Source organism: Pantoea sp. X-Soil-TKNS-1280 (assembly GCF_059730475.1).
Genome location: NZ_AP035965.1, coordinates 382,779 through 399,405, shown reverse-complemented (window position 1 = coordinate 399,405; position 16,627 = coordinate 382,779). Strand labels below are relative to the sequence as shown.

The following is a 16,627-nucleotide window of genomic DNA, read 5'->3' as shown; positions in this document are numbered from 1 at the left end:
GGAGAGCCACCATGAAAAAATCGCTTTCTTTAAGCCTGACCGGACTGGCTCTGGCACTGTCACTCAGCGCATCGGCTCATGCCGACGATGATTCCTCAACGGCGTTAATCGCCAAAGGCCAGTACCTGGCGACTGCCGGAGACTGTGGCGCCTGCCATACCGCGCCTGCGGGTAAACCTTTCGCTGGTGGATTGTCATTACAGACTCCGCTGGGCAGCATTTACAGCACCAACATCACTCCTTCTAAAACCGCCGGTATTGGCGATTACAGCCTGAGTGATTTTGAAAAGGCGGTGCGACACGGTGTACGTAAGGACGGGGCTAATCTCTATCCGGCCATGCCGTATACCTCGTATGCAAAGATTACCGACGAGGATATGAAGGCGCTGTACGCGTACTTTATGCATGGCGTGCAGCCGGTTGATGACAAAGGACCGCAGACTGACCTGCCATTCCCGTTCAATATCCGTCTGTCGATGGCGGGCTGGAATCTGCTGTTTGCCGACAGTAAACCGTTCACGCCAGATAGCAGTAAATCTGCTGAATGGAACCGAGGGGCTTATCTGGTAGAAGGGCTGGCTCACTGTTCAACCTGCCACACCCCACGTAATGTGCTGATGGCTGAGCAGTCAGATAAGTCGCTGGCGGGTGCCTCACTGGGGACATGGTTTGCACCGAATATCACCTCTGATGTGCATGCGGGGATTGGTGGCTGGTCTGACAAAGCGCTGATTTCTTATCTCTCAACCGGTAACTCCGGTGAAGGTTCGCAGGCGGGTGGTCCGATGCTGGAGGCGATTAACAAGAGCTTCAGTCATTTGTCATCGGCGGATCTCAGCGCTATCGCGACCTATCTGCGCGATGTTCCGGCCCAGCAAATCAATCCTACCTCTGATAAAGCGCAGCTTCCTCCGGCAAAACCGATGAGTGAATTCGATCTGATGTCAGGTAATGCATCAGAAGGGGCCACGCTGTACAACAACCATTGTGCCACCTGTCACCAGCTGTCAGGGGAAGGGCGTAACGGTTTGCCAGCGCTTTATGGCAACGCGGTGTTCCGCCGTCCGGTGGCGGATAACGCCGTGATGGCGGTGCTGGATGGTCTGGTGCCGGACAAGGGCCAGGCAATGCCTGCCTTCTCTCGTCAGATGGATGACAAGCAGGTTGCGACTCTGGTGAACTACCTGTTCCAGAACTTTGGCGACGCTAAGGTACAGACGACAGAGGAGCGGGTGAAGGAACTGCGTGCGGGTGGCAAACCGTCATCGCTGCTGGCCGTGGCTAAAGGCGGCATGATTGCTGGTGGCGTGATTGTGTTGCTGGCCTTGCTGCTGCTGATGCGCAGAAAACAACGCAAATAGTCGTCGCGCGTTGACTGTCCTGTCTGGTGTGGTTCGCCAGACAGGATAGATTCAACATTTTGATGAATAAGGATTTTACTGCTTCACCCACAACAATTGATCAACCCGGAAGCCGAGCTTGCGTGCGGTGTCAACGTAATCCTGTTTCACTGCATCCGGGATGGTGGGGGTTCTGGAGAGGATCCACAGATAATCACGGTTGGGGCCACTCACCAGCGCGTACTGGTAATTCTCATCCAGCCTGATCACGTTATAACCGCCATAAAACGGTCCAAAGAATGAAACTTTGAGGGCGGCGGTGGCCGGATCACCGATAAAGTAAGCTTTGCCCTCACTTTCCTGCCATTTTTGCGTCTGTGGATTGTAACCCCGGTTGAGTACGCTGATTCCGTCATCGCTGCGCTTACCATAGGTGGCGGTGACGCGTTCAAGCCCACGTTCGAAGCGGTTTTCGAGACGGGCTATCTCGTACCATTTACCCAGATAACGACCGGCGTCAAAACCGGTGACGGGCGTTACCCCTTTCGGCGGTGTGGGCGATTTGCAGGCAACCAGGCTCAGCGCGATAGTAACACCGGTCACAACATGCCATAGCTTCATGAGAACTCCTTTCATTAGCGCGGTTGGGATTACAGTGTAGTGCAAACAACCGGCACTGAATTACTGAGGTTTGTGGTTGCATAGGTGCTTTATGTCTGGCCGGACCGGTCAATTCATCATAGTTTTAACGTGTTATCTTATCGTCACTGTGGTAGCCCAACGTTATCTGAGTACTTCCATTCGCAGGAAGTTATTGCGCTAAAAATGAATCTCCCCGAGGCAGTCAATTTATTATTTTGCTAATTATTTAGTTTATTTTATGGTTGCTTTGTTTTTGGTGGTGAATCTTATTTCTGACTCTCTATATATTCTCTTTCTGGCCTTGATCTTTTCATAAAACCATCCAACGATGATATGGAGGTGCAACTGCTGTGTACTTCTTCCTTATGCTATGAAAATTTTAACAGAAGAGAAAATATTCTATTCAATTGTCATTTCATCTGGGTCAGACTACCGAGGTAAACCATGTTTATTCCTGAAGAAGATAAAATTGCAGTTTTTATGACAACGTTACGGGTTCGGAAGTCGTTTGATATTGGCAATCGACTTGATCCCTATATTATTGTCATTGCAACCGATAAAAATAATGGCGTTATCTGGCTGAGTGCTGCTAACGTCGAGGTGCAGCAATGACAACTATTACATTAGCTTCCGCCTTACCGGCATTATTACTCTGTGGTATAGCAGGAATGACAGGGCAAGGTATTCGCGCCGTTGTTGGGTTGCGTAAAGCGGGGTATTTGCAGATTGAAAACAAAGACGACACACAAAACTTTAGTGCAAGTTATTTAATGGTCACACTGATGATTGGTTTTATTGCTGGGGGACTTTCCGGGATAACCATTGGTCTGGATAGGTTTTCAACGACATTCGACTCGGAATTGCTGATGGCTGTTGTTGCCGCCGGTTATGCAGGCGTTGATTTTATTGAAGGAAGTTTTAATTCCCGAATCAAAACAGCGATCTCACCTTATATTGGAACGTCCAGTAGTCCAGGTGAGATCAGTGGGAAATCAGATAGCCAAAATAATGGAAACCAGGACGCACGCTCATCAGTAAATATGATGGAACAACCAATAGCCATCCCTCCTGTTGTGGATAGTGGTGTAAAAACAGGGGGGGCGACAACGCCACAAACGATCCTGGAGAAAGCGCTAAAACAAACGAGTCCACATCTGAATACCGATATCTGGGTTCCGGTTTTAACTCACGCATTTGAGAAATTTGAATTAAATTCCAGTCAGCGTGTAGCTGCCGCACTAGGCCAGTTTCTGGTTGAAGCGGGGCCCACTTTTTCTGAACTGGAAGAACATCTTTACTACACCACATTAAACCGGCTGATGAAGATTTTTGGTCGCCACTTTAAAGATGAGCAGGAAGCTGAACAGTTTTTGCGTCAACCGATTAAATTGGCAAATAGGGTCTACGCCAACCGATTAGGTAATGGTGATGAAGCCTCCGGAGATGGTTATCGTTACCGAGGCCGCGGGCTTATCCAACTGACGGGGAAAACGGAATATCAGGATTTTGCAAATTACCTAAACATGCCCGTCGAAGAGGCTGCCGAATGGTGTAAAAGTCCTGAGGGTGCCGCCGTTTCTGGCTGCTGGTACCTGAAAAGTCGCAAATGCCTTCCGCTCGCCGACAGCTGGAATCTCGTGACCCTGACGGAGCGGGTGAACGGAACGGCAAAGATCAATCTCGAAGACCGTATTGCTTACTCAAAAGCCATGTTGAAGGCGCTCTCATGAGTCTATCTGCATCAGGGATGATGCTTTTTAAAATATAAGAACTTTCCCCCCACCTGTATTTCTGGACACCAGAAGCTAATTAAAAAACGCGCATAACTCATCAATGAAAACCTGATAGCGGGTTTCGCTGGCGCGGGAAGGGTCATACAGCAGATGCATCGCCCGTTCGGGAATTTTATAGTCGGCCAAAAGTGTGACGAGCTGCCCCTGTTTAATCGGTTGCTCAAGCCCCCTTTCGTAGCCAATCAGCACGCCCGTTCCCTGGATTGCCGCTTCCAGAATGGCGCCCCAGTTGTTAATGGTCAGGCGGGAGTTGATTGTCACGCCAGTAAGTCCCTCCGAGCTGAGGAATGGCCATTGATGAGTGAGTCCCGCAGGCCACGGGGAAAAGCCCAGACACTCGTGATGGCGCAGATCGGAGGGATGCTGTGGCCAGCCATGTTTTGCCAGGTATTGAGGCGCGGCACAGGCAATCAGCCGCCAGGCGGGTAACGGTTTTGCAGCAAAGCGAAGGTTTTTATCCAGATCTCCGATACGGATAACCATATCAAAACTCTCCGCTGCCGGATTGATAACTTCGTCGGACAACGTAAGTTCAATGCTCATTTGCGGATAACGCTGGAGAAACTGGCTGAGAAAATTCACTAAGGCATAGCGGCCGAACGTGACCGGGGCGTTGAGTCGCAGCGTGCCCGCAGGGACGTCGGTGGTACCGCTGGCCTCATGCTCGGCGTCTTCAATCGCCTTCAGGATAGCCTCGCATCGCCTGAAATACTGGCAACCCGCAGGCGTCAGGCTTTGCCTGCGTGTCGTCCGGTTCAGCAGGCGAGTCGCCAGCTGCTGTTCCAGCGCGGCAATATGGCGTGCCACCATCTGTGGCGACATGCTGAGTTTGTCTGCGGCGGCGACGAAAGATCCGGTTTGCACCGCAGCAACAAAGGTCCGCATACCCGTAAGTTTATCAAGCATTAACAACCTCTGGTTGTTTCAGAACGCAATACTGGTCTGTTTTAAATACTGTCAGTGCTCATTATGCTGGTTTTTTTCCTAACCAACATATCGGAGTTAATGATGGGTATCTTTGTGGTCAGAATGGACCATCCGGATGGCACGGAGTGGAATGCTTTTGTTCGTGAACATGTGGTTTACCTGAAGGTATTGATCAATCAGGGGAAACTGCTGGCTTCCGGACCTCTGAAGAACACCCCGCTACGGGCGGGTTTTCTGGTTTTCCAGGCAGACACGCTGGATGAGGTTCAGGCGATGGTCAATGCGGACCCGTTTGCGCGTGAGGATCTTATCGCGCATCTGGATATTCAGGAGTGGGATCCGCTGTTTGGCGAGTTGAATCGGTTTTCCAGCCGTACCACTGTCAGTGAACTGCAGGATTTGGTTGACTGAAAAAGGTGAGGAGAGACCTTACTACGCAGGCAGCAGGCTCATCTTTTCCTGTAACAGCGGAGTCAGCCAGTCGGTGAATAAGCGTAAAGGGCGGGAAAGGTGTCGCCGATGAGGGTAGAGAATGCTGACAGGGAGCGGACCCGGTTGGAAATCGGTCATAACCTGGCGCAGTGCCCCCGCGGCCAACAGGTCACTGACGTCATACTCAGGGATTTGAATGATACCCAAACCCGCAACGCAGGCGGCAATATAGGCTTCAGCGCTGTTCACGGTGAGCTGGCTGTTAACGTCGGCATTGAGGATCTCTCCTTCCTGCACCCATTCCCAGCGCTCCCGGCGACCGGTAGTGGGTGAGGCATACCCTACAGCTGCATAGCGGTTGAGTTCACCCGGTGAGGTCAACTCACCAGAACCCGCCATATATGCCTCAGACGCGACGTTAATGATGCGCAGATAGCCTATGCAACGCGATACCATGCCGGAGTCATTCAGCCTGCCGACGCGAACAGCACAATCTATGCCTTCTTCAGCAAGATTTACGCTTCTGTCGGTGACGCCAAGTTCGATCTGGATACCCGGATGGCGAGTAAAAAAATCCTTCAGGGCGGGAATAATAATGCGGCTGCCAACCCGCCCGGGCACATCGACGCGGATCTTCCCGGACACCTCTTTGCTGGTCTGCCTGAAAAGATTCTCCGTTTCTTCTACATCCTGAACCACCACCTGACAGCGTGCGTAGAAAGCACTGCCGTCATGCGTCAGTGAAACGGTGCGTGTGGTGCGGTGGAACAGGCGCGTACCCAGCCGGGATTCCAGCTCCCGGATCGCCGCCGAGATGGTGGATGCGGGGCGATTGAGTGTTTCCGCTGCCCGAATAAAGCTGCCGTTTTCCGCCACCCGCAGAAATATCTTAAACAGATCAACCGTATCCATAGGCCCTGATTGTTCGTGAATTATGCACAGTGCATGCAGATTATCAGTATTTATCTATTTTTCATTCACATTAAGCTGTTGATTACGGGATTTGCCCGAAAACCACTGCATCAGGAGCTGAATCATGAGTGACCATGCCATCAAAGGAAAAACTGTCCTTATCGCCGGAGGGGCTAAAAATCTCGGGGGATTGATTGCCCGTGACTTTGCCCGGCAGGGGGCCCGTGCTGTTGCCATTCACTATAACAGTGCCGCTACGCAACAGGACGTCGAAGACACGGTGAACGCCATTCAGGCCTCCGGGGCAGTGGCCTGCGCCTTTCAGGCGGATTTGACCTCAGCCGCTGCGATGGAGAAACTGTTCGCCGATGTTGTGGCTGCAGTGGGTCGGCCTGACATTGCCATCAACACCGTGGGTAAAGTGCTGAAGAAGCCGATGGCGGACATCACGGAAGAAGAGTTTGATGATATGAGTGCGGTTAACGCGAAGACCGCGTTCTTCTTTCTGAAGGAAGCCGGTAAGCATATCAATGATAAAGGAAAAATCTGTACCCTGGTGACATCGCTGCTGGGAGCTTACACGCCGTTCTATGCTGCTTATGCGGGGATGAAGGCACCGGTCGAGCACTTTACGCGTGCTGCCTCGAAAGAACTGGGTGAACGTGGTATCTCGGTCACTGCGATCGGCCCCGGCCCGATGGATACGCCGTTTTTTTATCCGGCAGAGGGCGCGGAGGCGGTGGCTTACCACAAAACTGCCGCTGCACTTTCCCCCTTCAGCAAAACCGGCCTGACAGATATTGAAGACATCGTGCCATGGGTACGTTTTCTGGTTAGTGATGGCTGGTGGATGACCGGGCAGACCATCCTGGTCAACGGCGGATATACGACGAAATAAGCACCAGAAGGGCCTCTTAAATTAACGAGGCCCTGAATTGATGGCGTTATAAAGATAATTATTACCTATGGTAAATGTTAATACTGGTTATCATTATCCGGGGTTTTGTGACAGGTTTATGACAATCCTCTAACTCAAATACGAAATTGAGATTTTTTCACATTCAATTTAATTCATTGATTATTCATTGGTTAATGATGAATTCCCCGTCTTTCCCACTTTTCCATATGACGCTTTTTTGACAGTTCTGTCATAAAACTTTCATAAATTTTCTATATGGTGGTCACACAAATCGTTGTGCTTTTGCTGCTTTAGCGATCTATAGGAAATTTTCACTAATGAGCGATTACGTTACGCCTCAGGCTTTGAGTGTTACCGCAACTCCGTTATCCACCTCCGAAGAAGTCAATCAGGGAAACAGTAAAAAACCGTTATTTCTTTTTGGCGCTTTAATCATTGCTGGTCTTATTTTCACCGGAACACAATTCCTTGGCGAGATTCAGCAAACCGGGCTGACATTTAGCAGCTATCTGCCCATCGTTCTTTTAGGTATTGCGCTGCTGGCCGCGCTGGGCTTTGAATTCGTTAATGGCTTTCACGATACCGCCAATGCGGTCGCCACCGTCATTTATACCCGCTCGCTATCGCCCACTGTTGCAGTGGTATGGTCTGGCATCTTTAACTTTCTCGGTGTCCTGTGCTCAACCGGGGCGGTCGCCTTTGGCATCATTTCTCTTTTGCCGGTGGAATTAATTATTCAGGGGGGCAGCAGTGAAAGTTTTGTCATGATTTACGCGCTGCTGTTCTCCGCCATCATCTGGAATCTGGCGACGTGGTGGCTCGGGTTGCCTGCCTCCTCTTCCCATACGCTGATTGGCTCGATTATTGGTGTCGGTATTGCCAATGCGGTGATGCATGGACGTAGCGCAATGAGCGGAGTGAACTGGGGCCAGGCGTTAAATATCGGTAACGCGCTTATCCTTTCGCCGATCGTAGGCTTCGTCTGTGCGGCACTGCTGCTGGTGCTGATGAAGCGGTTGGTGAAAAAGCCAGAACTGTATCAGACGGCGAAAGAGAAAGGCGCTCCGCCATTATGGATCCGTGGTCTGATGGTGCTGACCTGTACTGGTGTCTCTTTTGCCCATGGTTCGAATGACGGGCAGAAGGGGATGGGACTGATGATGCTGATTCTGGTCGCTGCGCTGCCGGTGACCTATTCCCTTAACCGTGCCCTGCCGCAGTCTGAAGTTCCGCATATTATTGCGCTGGCAGACAGCAGCAAAACTCAGCTGTTACAGCAAACGTCGGTTGTCCTCTCTGCGCCCGCAGCGGATGTGCTGACCACCTATCTGCGTACGGGTGAAAGCCATGCCACGGTGCTAGCCGCGCTGGCACAGACCACGGGACGAATTGGCGACACGCTGAGCCACTATGGTTCGTTGCAAACCATTCCTGCTGCACAGATGCCTGCTGTGCGCGATGATATGTATCTTGCCGCGCAGACCATCAAACATCTGACAACCGATAAGACGCTGACCTTACCGGCTACCACGCACCAGACTCTTCAGACACTGGAGAAAGCACTGAATGCGTCAACGCAGTTTATCCCGACCTGGGTCAAAGTGGCCGTGGCGCTGGCGCTCGGACTGGGCACCATGGTGGGTTGGCGTCGCATTGTCGCAACCCTGGGAGAGAAAATTGGCAAAAGCCACCTTAACTACGCGCAGGGCGTCAGTGCTCAACTGGTCGCAATGGGCACCATCGGGGCGGCTGATGCCTTTGGTTTACCGGTGTCCACCACACATGTGCTCTCCTCAGGCATTGCAGGCACCATGGCGGCTAACAAAAGCGGCCTGCAGCTGGGGACGATTCGCAACATGGTGCTGGCCTGGGTGTTAACGCTGCCTGCTGCTGCACTGCTCTCTGCTGCTCTCTACTGGATGATGGTTTCACTGTAACGCTCGCTTCGACAGGGATATAAGACGATGTCTGCACATGAAATTGATTACAACAATAAATCTGATGCGCGTTTTTTGCAGGAGTTCTTTGACAGTTACGATGAAGCGCTTGAGCTGGAACTGGAGGATCTGGATCCGGCAGCACGGCCTGACCCGGATGAAAGGGCCTGGCGCCGCCGTTACTTTGGCGAACTTCTGCATCTGCAGGGTGAATTAGTCAAACTGCAAAACTGGGTGGTCCGCACGGGCCATCGTCTGGTGGTGATTTTTGAAGGCCGCGATGCGGCCGGTAAAGGGGGCGTCATCAAGCGCATCATGCAGCGGCTGAACCCCCGCTATTGTCGGGTGGCCGCGCTGCCTGCACCCAGCGAGCGTGAACGTTCGCAGTGGTATTTCCAGCGTTATGTGTCACATCTGCCTGCGGCGGGGGAGATCGTGCTGTTTGACCGCAGCTGGTACAACCGCGCTGGCGTGGAAAAAGTGATGGGATTTTGTAGCGACGAGGAGTACGAAGAGTTTTTTCATAGCGCCCCGGAGTTTGAACGGTTACTGGTCCGCAGCGGTATTCAAATCGTGAAGTACTGGATTTCCATCACCGATGAAGAACAGGAGACGCGTTTCCTGAGCCGTATCCATGATCCATTAAAACAGTGGAAGCTAAGTCCTATGGATCTGGAGAGCCGCCGTCGCTGGGAGGACTACACCGCAGCCAAAGAAATCATGCTGGAACGGACCAACATTGAGGAAGCCCGCTGGTGGATCGTGCAGGGCGTGGATAAGAAAAAAGCCCGTCTCAACTGTATTTCCCATCTGTTGCAGCAGGTGCCTTATGAGGCTGAAGAAGGCACTCCGATTACCTTACCCTCGCGCATTCATCATGCTGATTATGCCCGGCACCCCGTTCCGGAGAGTATGCTGGTACCAGACTGTTATTAAATGCGTAGCCAGCTGGTCGGGAAATGATCACCTCTCCGCCAGCTGGCATCCTGCGCGGCATTATCTTTGTTATCCACAGGGTGTTGAGCCGGATATGCACCTTAACTGTGGATAACTGAGTCAGACATCCACTTAATATTCCACTCGATTTTTACCGCAAGAGTAATCAAGATGATTGAGGTCTCCCTGTGGCTGCAAACTCGCTCAGCCACAGGCCTCTCCGCATAAAAAACTAAGGAAAGAAGAATGTTTTGGGAATCAGAGCGGTTACTGTACAGGCACTCAACTCCCGCCGATCTCAATGATTTGTTCAGAATATATGGTGACCCGGAAACGCATAAATTTAATCCCCGGGGACCTCATCCTGATATCGAATATTCACGTCATGCGCTGGAACGTACGTTAAATATCTACAAAGAGCACGGCTTCGGTGACTGGACGATATTTGAAAAGTCCAGTCCCGACAAAATTATCGGTTTTGGCGGTGTCTTCGTCAGCCAGTTTGATGGTCGCCAGACGAACAACCTGGGTTACCGCTTTGCCCCCGATGCCTGGGGAAAAGGGTATGCGACCGAGCTTTCCTTAAGAGCGCTGCGCTATGGGTTTGAAGAAGTTGGTCTGGAAGAAATTGTGGGGGTCGTTCGTGAGCACCACCTTGCTTCACGCAGGGTACTGGAAAAAGCGGGACTGACATTTCTCAAAAAGGTCTGCGATTTTGACGGGTTGCCACCAAGCCTGATGTTTAATATCACCCGTGATCAATGGCACGGAGAGTAATGGTATTGTTGTTCCTCTCCTTTACAGCTTTTCTGGCTGCACCCGGAAATAGAACAGGCGTCACAGTTATTCCGCATCTATGAACCATAAAAATGGGGCCGCCCCTGTGGCGACCCCTTCTGGTACTGCTAAGTAACATGAACTGTTATTTGTACAGTTCAGCAGTCATATGCACGAAGTTATTGTTGCTCGCTTCGGTGATTTTATAATGTGCGCCCTGTTGTGCTGCCTGAGCAGCGATTTGCGCTTCAGCACCATCCAAAGTTAAGTCAGAAGCAGTGACGCTCTGAGCGAAGCTACCGAATGACATCAGAGAAAGAGTGGCGACAGCGGCGATAGACATTGCTTTGATAGTTTTCATGGTCATTTCCTTAGTTTATTTGGGTGGGAGACTGTGTGCCTCCGATGGGAATAATGATAACCATAGTGACTATTGCAATATTATCAATAAATGCTGCAATTGTTAACATGCTAACTATCGCGGCAATAGGTGCTGCCAGTTGAAACCACCTTATTTTTTTACCATGCGTAGGCTTCAGGTGCCTGTCCACCCGGACCCGGCCAGATTTCATCAAGGCAACGCAGCGTGTCTTCAGATAAAGAAATATCTAATGCCCGTAATGATTGGGTGAGCTGTTCCGGTATTCTGGGGCCAACAATGGGCGCGGTAACTGCGGAATGATGCAATAACCAGGCGAGAGCCACATCTGACGGACGTTCGCCGAGATCATTGCAGAGCGTTTCCCAGGCTTCCAGTTGCTCGCGAAAACGCGCAATTTTTTTCTCCATAGCCGGAGATGCCCTGCGGCCTTCGCGTGTCTTCTGCAATACACCACCGAGTAATCCGCCGCCCAGAGGACTCCACGGAATCAAGCCCAGACCAAAATGGCGAACGGCAGGGATCACTTCAAGTTCGATGCTTCTTTGCGTCAGGTTATACAGGCTCTGTTCTGATGACAGGCCGAGCAGATTACGTGAGATGGCTGAGCATTGCGCTGTGGCAATATTCCAGCCTGCGAAGTTGCTGCTGCCCACATAAGTAATCTTACCTTCGCGGATCAGTTGCTCCATCGCCTGCCATATTTCTTCCCAGGGCGTAGACCGGTCAATATGGTGCATTTGGTACAGATCGATGTGGTCTGTTTTCAGACGCCTCAGACTTTCATCACAGGCACGGCGTATATGGTAAGCCGAAAGGTATTTATCGTTGGGGCCGGTTTCCATCGGCTGATAGACTTTAGTCGCCAGTACAATCCGGTTTCGTTTACCACTTCGGGCAAGCCAGCGGCCAATAATCTCTTCAGATAAACCATAACCTTTGGCCATGTCCGGAGATTGTGGACCGCCATAAACATCGGCAGAATCGAAAAAGTTAATTCCAGCGTCGATCGCGGCATCCATAATATCGGAACTGGTTTGTTCATCAGTTGCATCGCCAAAATTCATGGTGCCGAGACAAAGGCGGCTGACTTTCAGTCCGGCACGGCCGAGATGGGTATATTGCATATAAAATTTCCTGTTAACTTAATTAATTCCCGTAACAATGAAGTACGGGAATCAATAAAATGTTAATCCCTGAAAGTTAAACCGGGGAGAGCATGAGCGGCTGATCTGACAGTGGTGGAATAATGCCATCGACAGGATGGGGCACATAAGGTGCCTCCAGCGCAGCAATTTCTTCATCAGATAGCGAAAAGTTCAGTGCGCCAAGAGCGGTTGAAAGATGGTCTGGTTTTGTTGCGCCAATAATCGGGGATGTGATTGCTGATTTTGAAAGCAACCAGGCCAGCGCGACATGGGCGCGCGGCACACCATGATAGGTTGCGATACGCGTGACGATTTCGACGACCTGCCGGTCATGTTCTGCGGTGTTCTGATACATCTTAAGCGCAAAAGCATCGTTCTGAGTACGGAGCGTTGCTTCGCTCCAGTCTCTGGTGAGCCTGCCACGCGCCATTGGACTCCAGGGAATAACACCGACCCCCTGGTCTTCACACAACGGCAGCATCTCGCGTTCTTCTTCACGGTAGAGCAGGTTGTATTGCGGTTGCATGGAAATGAATCGTGTCCAGCCGTGGCGTTCAGCGACGTATTGCATTTTGGAAAAACGCCATGCTTCCATTGATGAAGCTCCGATATAGCGGGCTTTACCGGCCTTCACGATATCATGCAACGCCTCCATGGTTTCTTCGACAGGTGTACTATGATCGAAGCGATGGATCTGGAATAAATCGACATAATCCATCCCGAGGCGAGTGAGGCTGTCGTCAATTGACTGCATCAGTGATTTCCGCGAAAGAAAGCCGGCATTGGGTGAGTTTTTCCAGGGAAAGAACGCTTTGGTCGCCACAACTATCTCATCACGTCGCGCCATGTCGTTAAGCGCTCGGCCGACAATTTCTTCTGAACTGCCGCCGGAATAGATATTCGCCGTATCAAAAAAATTAATTCCGGCCTCCAGCGCCTGACGGAAAAAAGGGCGTGACGCTTCTTCATCAAGTGACCAGGCTTGTGGCAGACGATTGGGTTCTCCATAACTCATACACCCCAGACAAAGTCGTGAAACCTTCAGACCGCTGCGTCCAAGATTGAGATATTGCATAGGTGGTCTCCTGAGAAAATATCATCGCTTAATGATTTTTATAATAATTTCTCAGGCATCCTGAAACCACCTATGCCTATTTAACGCCGTGCTGAGTTTTTCTCATCAATCAATTACAAGCCGAGCGGCTGAATTTTTCGTATTAAATCGATTAATAGTCTCAGACCTGTTGGTAACTGGCGGCGACTGGAGTAGTAGATATGAAAGCCGGAACCCATCGAGGCCCAATCGGTAAGCACCAGTCGCAGGCTGCCTTCTTTGACGTATTTAGCAATCAACGGCTCAGGGTAATACATCAGGCCCACGCCTTTCAGTACCGCGACAAGCCCGGTCTCAGCCTGATCTACCGTGATTAATGGCGGCACTTTGATCGCCAGCGATTCGTCGCCCCGGTCGAATTCCCACCGATAGATGCGGTTGTCACCCAACCGGTTACTGACACACCGATGTTTGTCCAGATCATTCGGGTGCAGGGGAGTCCCAAAACGATCGAGATATTCCGGAGAACCCGCCACCACCCAGCGGATATCAGCGGATAAGCGCTGGGCAATCATATCTTCCGGGATTGTACCGCCGTAACGGATTCCGGCATCAAATCCTTCTTCCGTCATATCCACAATGCGGTTGGTGGCCACAATATCCAGTTCAACGTCAGGATAGAGGTCGACAAAATCAGGCAGTATCGGGGCCAGCAATAATGTCGACGCTTCAACAGCGACATTCAGGCGAATACGACCAGCAGGCGTGTCACGGAATAAATTAAGTTTCTCCAGTGCCGAATCAATGGTCTCAATGGGTGATTGCACCGTCTGCGCTAACGTTTTTCCCGCTTCTGTCAGGGTGACGCTTTTTGTCGTTCTGTTAAGGAGACGAACACCCAGGCGTGCTTCAAACCCTTTCAGGGCATGGCTGAGTGCGGATGCGCTGACGCCCAGTTCAATGGCGGCCCGGCTGAAGCTTTGGTGCCGCGCGATGGCGCAAAAGTAGATTAAATCTGCCATATCGGCTCGGTTCATTTGCATAGTGGCGACTCAGAAATGTGTTCTGGTAAATTATGAATGTAATCTCAATGCAAAGACTGCGGTTCCCAGAGACAGACAGGCGGCCAGAATCAGGCTGATATGGAAACCCGGTATAAAAGACGGGGATTGCGCAAGGATGGCACCAAATACGGCAATCGCCATCGCGCCCCCGACCTGGCGGCTGGTATTGAAAATGCCGCTGGCAATACCGGCCAGTGCGGGCGAGACACTGTTCAGCAGTAAAGCCGCTACCGGCGGGGCAATCAAAGGACCCGCGATGCCAACCAGCATCATCGTGAGTGAAATCCACGCCACTGACACCGATACGGGGAGCAACGTCAGCAACAGCAGACCCGCAGCCATCGACACCAGTCCGGAGACGATTAAATTTTTCGCATTAAATCGCTGAACCAGCCGGGCGGAGAAAGGCGTGATGACCAGTCCTGTCAACATCATGGGCAGGAAAATCACGCCGGTTTGAGCGGCGGTAAGACCCATGTCCTGTTGCAGATAAAGGCTCATCAAAAAGGGCAATCCAAAATATCCAGCCATAAACGTGAAACCCACCAGCATGGAAATTTTCACATTTCCGGACGCGATTAACGCCTCTGGAATCATAGGATGGTGGATGCGTTTTTGCACAATAATAAACAAGACCAGAGACACCAGCGTGAGCATGAAAGATAACCAGACAGAGAAGCCCTCCATATCATGTCGGCCAGACTCAATGGTGCCGTAAATCAGTGAGCCCATAAACAGGGTAGCAGCCAGCTGTCCCAGAAAATCAAACGGCACGGCGCGTTTGGGCGAAGCGGGAATACGTGTCAATAATGCCAGGGCAATCACTCCGACCGGGATATTGATAAAGAAAATCCATCGCCAGTCTATCTGCGTCAGCACACCGCCAATTAACGGTCCGGAAGTGGAAGCAATGGAGCCGCCCATTGCCCATATGGCAACAGCACGTCCTCGCTGCGCGGCATCAGCGAAGTGATGCCGAATCAGCGACATTGTGGCAGGCATAATTAACGCAGCCCCCATTCCCTGAGTAAAACGCGCAATAATCAGGGTATCGGTATTTTTCGCCATCCCGCAGGCTATTGATGCCAGCACAAAAAGGGATAGTCCGCCACCAAAGGTCATGCGCGCACCTATCAGATCACATAGCGAACCAGCAAAAAGAAGCAGTGCGGCAAACGCGAGGGTATAGCTGTCCACAATCCACTGGAGATCGGTAATACTCGCCTTCAGTTCGCGTCCGATGGTGGGAAGTGCGACATTCACTACGACAGCATCAAGAGTGATGATAAAAAAACCGAGCAATGCGGCACTGAGTGCCGCCCTTGCCTGGTTCTTTGACGGGGCATCATGCATCGATTCTATTTTCCAGCAACCGTCGCAAGGTGTTTCTCCAGCGCTTCGCGTGCGCGTTGTGCGGATCGTTCATCGACACGTTCCGCCAGTACCTGGGTCAGATGGCGTAACTGGTCTGCAGATAAACCGGTATTCATGCCGATCCGCATATGGGCCTGTATCTGAGCATCGACACCCTGAAGGGCAGACAACATGCTTATCGTCGCCAATTCACGGCTTTGCCAGTCGAGGTTATCCCGCTCAAAAATATCACCAAATAAATGTGTTCTGAGGTATTGGTTAATCGTTGGTGCAAAGTCGAACAGGGGTCCCTGGACAGGGGCACCAGACAAGCGTGTCTGATTGTGGGTACCAGCCTCAAGCAATGCGCTTCCTTCGGGAATAGCCCGCGTCGGTTCATTACCTGGAACATCCTCAATTCCTTGCTGTTTACGTTTTTCCAGTACCTTCATCATCTCGCCAAGAGCATTCAGGCTGCGCGGAAAACCCGCGTAGGCATAGAGTTGTATCAACACCTCTTTTACTTCATTGACTGTCAGGCCAGCATCCAGGCTTGCGCCCAGCGCGGTATTAAGTTTGTCTATGGTGCCTGCTGCACCGAATGCCGCCACTGGAATAATGGCTTGCTGGCGAGCAGACAATATGTCGGTTTTCACTTGCGTCGGGGAATTATCAGAACTTTGCATTGACTTTTTCTCACTAATATCAGGGGCTGCATCGCTAAAAGCAGATGTCAAACCAAGAAGTGTAACGATGGCGAAATTTTTAGCGCGGTGATAATTAAAAAGGGAAGCGTTTAACATCGGATTAATTCTCCGTTATTAAATTGCATGACCAGACGATGTAATAAAATAGTGATGCCGCTAATTCTTTTCAGAAATAACAATAAGCTGAGGGGGTGAAAGTCCAGCTAAATAGGTTTTGCCTGAATAGTGGAGGGACTATACCTGCAAACAAGGCATTTGATAAGCAACGATAAATTGAAAGTGTTATGAGGATTACTCATTAATCATG

17 protein-coding genes are annotated in these 16,627 nt (G+C 51.0%); 8 read left to right on the top strand and 9 right to left on the bottom strand.

The window, feature by feature from the left end; translation table 11 throughout:
* The first annotated feature begins 11 nt into the window (after positions 1-11).
* On the top strand, positions 12-1,361 hold the full coding sequence (locus AC6I8X_RS27145; RefSeq protein ID WP_497841814.1) for a c-type cytochrome: 1,350 nt from the start codon (positions 12-14) through the stop codon (positions 1,359-1,361).
* A 75-nt stretch (positions 1,362-1,436) separates the two neighbouring features.
* Here the strand turns inward: AC6I8X_RS27145 and AC6I8X_RS27140 are convergent, their stop codons facing one another.
* Positions 1,437-1,961 carry a lipocalin family protein gene (locus AC6I8X_RS27140; protein WP_313687363.1) on the bottom strand — a complete coding sequence of 175 codons (525 nt, stop codon included), beginning with the start codon at positions 1,959-1,961 and terminating at the stop codon, positions 1,437-1,439.
* 465 nt (positions 1,962-2,426) lie between these two features.
* Between AC6I8X_RS27140 and AC6I8X_RS27135 the strand changes: the two genes are divergently transcribed.
* Together AC6I8X_RS27135 and AC6I8X_RS27130 are read left to right on the top strand one after the other, a co-directional pair.
* Positions 2,427-2,594 carry a hypothetical protein gene (locus AC6I8X_RS27135; protein WP_497841813.1) on the top strand — a complete coding sequence of 56 codons (168 nt, stop codon included), beginning with the start codon at positions 2,427-2,429 and terminating at the stop codon, positions 2,592-2,594.
* On the top strand, positions 2,591-3,712 hold the full coding sequence (locus AC6I8X_RS27130) for a glycoside hydrolase family 19 protein (protein ID WP_497841812.1): 1,122 nt from the start codon (positions 2,591-2,593) through the stop codon (positions 3,710-3,712). Before AC6I8X_RS27135 ends, AC6I8X_RS27130 begins: the two co-directional genes overlap by 4 nt.
* 75 nt (positions 3,713-3,787) lie before the next feature.
* Here AC6I8X_RS27130 and AC6I8X_RS27125 read toward each other — a convergent pair whose 3' ends face one another.
* A complete protein-coding gene (locus tag AC6I8X_RS27125) occupies positions 3,788-4,681 on the bottom strand; it encodes a LysR family transcriptional regulator (protein ID WP_497841811.1) in 894 nt (297 codons plus the stop codon).
* Between the two features lie 102 nt (positions 4,682-4,783).
* On the opposite strand from AC6I8X_RS27125, the gene AC6I8X_RS27120 reads away from it, so the two are divergent.
* Positions 4,784-5,113 carry a YciI family protein gene (locus AC6I8X_RS27120; protein WP_497841968.1) on the top strand — a complete coding sequence of 110 codons (330 nt, stop codon included), beginning with the start codon at positions 4,784-4,786 and terminating at the stop codon, positions 5,111-5,113.
* A gap of 21 nt (positions 5,114-5,134) precedes the next feature.
* Here AC6I8X_RS27120 and AC6I8X_RS27115 read toward each other — a convergent pair whose 3' ends face one another.
* Positions 5,135-6,046 carry a LysR family transcriptional regulator gene (locus tag AC6I8X_RS27115; RefSeq protein ID WP_497841810.1) on the bottom strand — a complete coding sequence of 304 codons (912 nt, stop codon included), beginning with the start codon at positions 6,044-6,046 and terminating at the stop codon, positions 5,135-5,137.
* Positions 6,047-6,170: 124 nt separating this feature from the next.
* Between AC6I8X_RS27115 and AC6I8X_RS27110 the strand changes: the two genes are divergently transcribed.
* The 4 genes from AC6I8X_RS27110 (at position 6,171) to AC6I8X_RS27095 (ending at position 10,615) form a co-directional block, all read left to right on the top strand.
* Positions 6,171-6,944 (top strand): SDR family oxidoreductase, encoded by a 774-nt coding sequence (locus AC6I8X_RS27110; protein WP_497841809.1) that lies wholly within the window; start codon positions 6,171-6,173, stop codon positions 6,942-6,944.
* 338 nt (positions 6,945-7,282) lie between these two features.
* On the top strand, positions 7,283-8,902 hold the full coding sequence (locus tag AC6I8X_RS27105; RefSeq protein ID WP_497841808.1) for an inorganic phosphate transporter: 1,620 nt from the start codon (positions 7,283-7,285) through the stop codon (positions 8,900-8,902).
* A 27-nt stretch (positions 8,903-8,929) separates the two neighbouring features.
* The gene (gene ppk2 / locus AC6I8X_RS27100; protein WP_313686097.1) at positions 8,930-9,838 is read left to right on the top strand and encodes a polyphosphate kinase 2; all 909 of its coding nucleotides are present in this window, start codon (positions 8,930-8,932) and stop codon (positions 9,836-9,838) included.
* Positions 9,839-10,084: 246 nt separating this feature from the next.
* Positions 10,085-10,615: a GNAT family N-acetyltransferase gene (locus AC6I8X_RS27095; protein WP_313686095.1), complete on the top strand. Its 531-nt coding sequence runs from the start codon at positions 10,085-10,087 to the stop codon at positions 10,613-10,615.
* 145 nt (positions 10,616-10,760) lie between these two features.
* Here the strand turns inward: AC6I8X_RS27095 and AC6I8X_RS27090 are convergent, their stop codons facing one another.
* From AC6I8X_RS27090 to AC6I8X_RS27065, 6 genes are all read right to left on the bottom strand, one after another.
* Positions 10,761-10,976, bottom strand: a complete 216-nt coding sequence (locus AC6I8X_RS27090) for a YdgH/BhsA/McbA-like domain containing protein (protein WP_299451863.1) — start codon at positions 10,974-10,976, stop codon at positions 10,761-10,763.
* A 158-nt stretch (positions 10,977-11,134) separates the two neighbouring features.
* A complete protein-coding gene (locus AC6I8X_RS27085; protein ID WP_497841807.1) occupies positions 11,135-12,121 on the bottom strand; it encodes an aldo/keto reductase in 987 nt (328 codons plus the stop codon).
* A 76-nt stretch (positions 12,122-12,197) separates the two neighbouring features.
* A complete protein-coding gene (locus AC6I8X_RS27080; protein ID WP_497841806.1) occupies positions 12,198-13,217 on the bottom strand; it encodes an aldo/keto reductase in 1,020 nt (339 codons plus the stop codon).
* A gap of 113 nt (positions 13,218-13,330) precedes the next feature.
* On the bottom strand, positions 13,331-14,239 hold the full coding sequence (locus AC6I8X_RS27075) for a LysR family transcriptional regulator (RefSeq protein ID WP_299451866.1): 909 nt from the start codon (positions 14,237-14,239) through the stop codon (positions 13,331-13,333).
* Between the two features lie 30 nt (positions 14,240-14,269).
* Positions 14,270-15,613 carry an MFS transporter gene (locus AC6I8X_RS27070; protein ID WP_497841805.1) on the bottom strand — a complete coding sequence of 448 codons (1,344 nt, stop codon included), beginning with the start codon at positions 15,611-15,613 and terminating at the stop codon, positions 14,270-14,272.
* 5 nt (positions 15,614-15,618) lie between these two features.
* Positions 15,619-16,416, bottom strand: a complete 798-nt coding sequence (locus AC6I8X_RS27065) for a carboxymuconolactone decarboxylase family protein (protein WP_497841804.1) — start codon at positions 16,414-16,416, stop codon at positions 15,619-15,621.
* Positions 16,417-16,627 lie beyond the last annotated feature (211 nt).

What these genes read in the sequence shown, in the direction of transcription:
- AC6I8X_RS27090 (WP_299451863.1), bottom strand. Translation starts at nt 10,976, where the DNA reads ATGAAAACTATCAAAGCAATGTCTATCGCCGCTGTCGCCACTCTTTCT.
- AC6I8X_RS27095 (WP_313686095.1), top strand. Translation starts at nt 10,085, where the DNA reads ATGTTTTGGGAATCAGAGCGGTTACTGTACAGGCACTCAACTCCCGCC.
- AC6I8X_RS27110 (WP_497841809.1), top strand. Translation starts at nt 6,171, where the DNA reads ATGAGTGACCATGCCATCAAAGGAAAAACTGTCCTTATCGCCGGAGGG.
- ppk2 (WP_313686097.1), top strand. Translation starts at nt 8,930, where the DNA reads ATGTCTGCACATGAAATTGATTACAACAATAAATCTGATGCGCGTTTT.
- AC6I8X_RS27085 (WP_497841807.1), bottom strand. Translation starts at nt 12,121, where the DNA reads ATGCAATATACCCATCTCGGCCGTGCCGGACTGAAAGTCAGCCGCCTT.
- AC6I8X_RS27125 (WP_497841811.1), bottom strand. Translation starts at nt 4,681, where the DNA reads ATGCTTGATAAACTTACGGGTATGCGGACCTTTGTTGCTGCGGTGCAA.
- AC6I8X_RS27140 (WP_313687363.1), bottom strand. Translation starts at nt 1,961, where the DNA reads ATGAAGCTATGGCATGTTGTGACCGGTGTTACTATCGCGCTGAGCCTG.
- AC6I8X_RS27075 (WP_299451866.1), bottom strand. Translation starts at nt 14,239, where the DNA reads ATGCAAATGAACCGAGCCGATATGGCAGATTTAATCTACTTTTGCGCC.
- AC6I8X_RS27120 (WP_497841968.1), top strand. Translation starts at nt 4,784, where the DNA reads ATGGGTATCTTTGTGGTCAGAATGGACCATCCGGATGGCACGGAGTGG.
- AC6I8X_RS27105 (WP_497841808.1), top strand. Translation starts at nt 7,283, where the DNA reads ATGAGCGATTACGTTACGCCTCAGGCTTTGAGTGTTACCGCAACTCCG.
- AC6I8X_RS27130 (WP_497841812.1), top strand. Translation starts at nt 2,591, where the DNA reads ATGACAACTATTACATTAGCTTCCGCCTTACCGGCATTATTACTCTGT.
- AC6I8X_RS27070 (WP_497841805.1), bottom strand. Translation starts at nt 15,613, where the DNA reads ATGCATGATGCCCCGTCAAAGAACCAGGCAAGGGCGGCACTCAGTGCC.
- AC6I8X_RS27080 (WP_497841806.1), bottom strand. Translation starts at nt 13,217, where the DNA reads ATGCAATATCTCAATCTTGGACGCAGCGGTCTGAAGGTTTCACGACTT.
- AC6I8X_RS27135 (WP_497841813.1), top strand. Translation starts at nt 2,427, where the DNA reads ATGTTTATTCCTGAAGAAGATAAAATTGCAGTTTTTATGACAACGTTA.
- AC6I8X_RS27065 (WP_497841804.1), bottom strand. Translation starts at nt 16,416, where the DNA reads ATGTTAAACGCTTCCCTTTTTAATTATCACCGCGCTAAAAATTTCGCC.
- AC6I8X_RS27115 (WP_497841810.1), bottom strand. Translation starts at nt 6,046, where the DNA reads ATGGATACGGTTGATCTGTTTAAGATATTTCTGCGGGTGGCGGAAAAC.
- AC6I8X_RS27145 (WP_497841814.1), top strand. Translation starts at nt 12, where the DNA reads ATGAAAAAATCGCTTTCTTTAAGCCTGACCGGACTGGCTCTGGCACTG.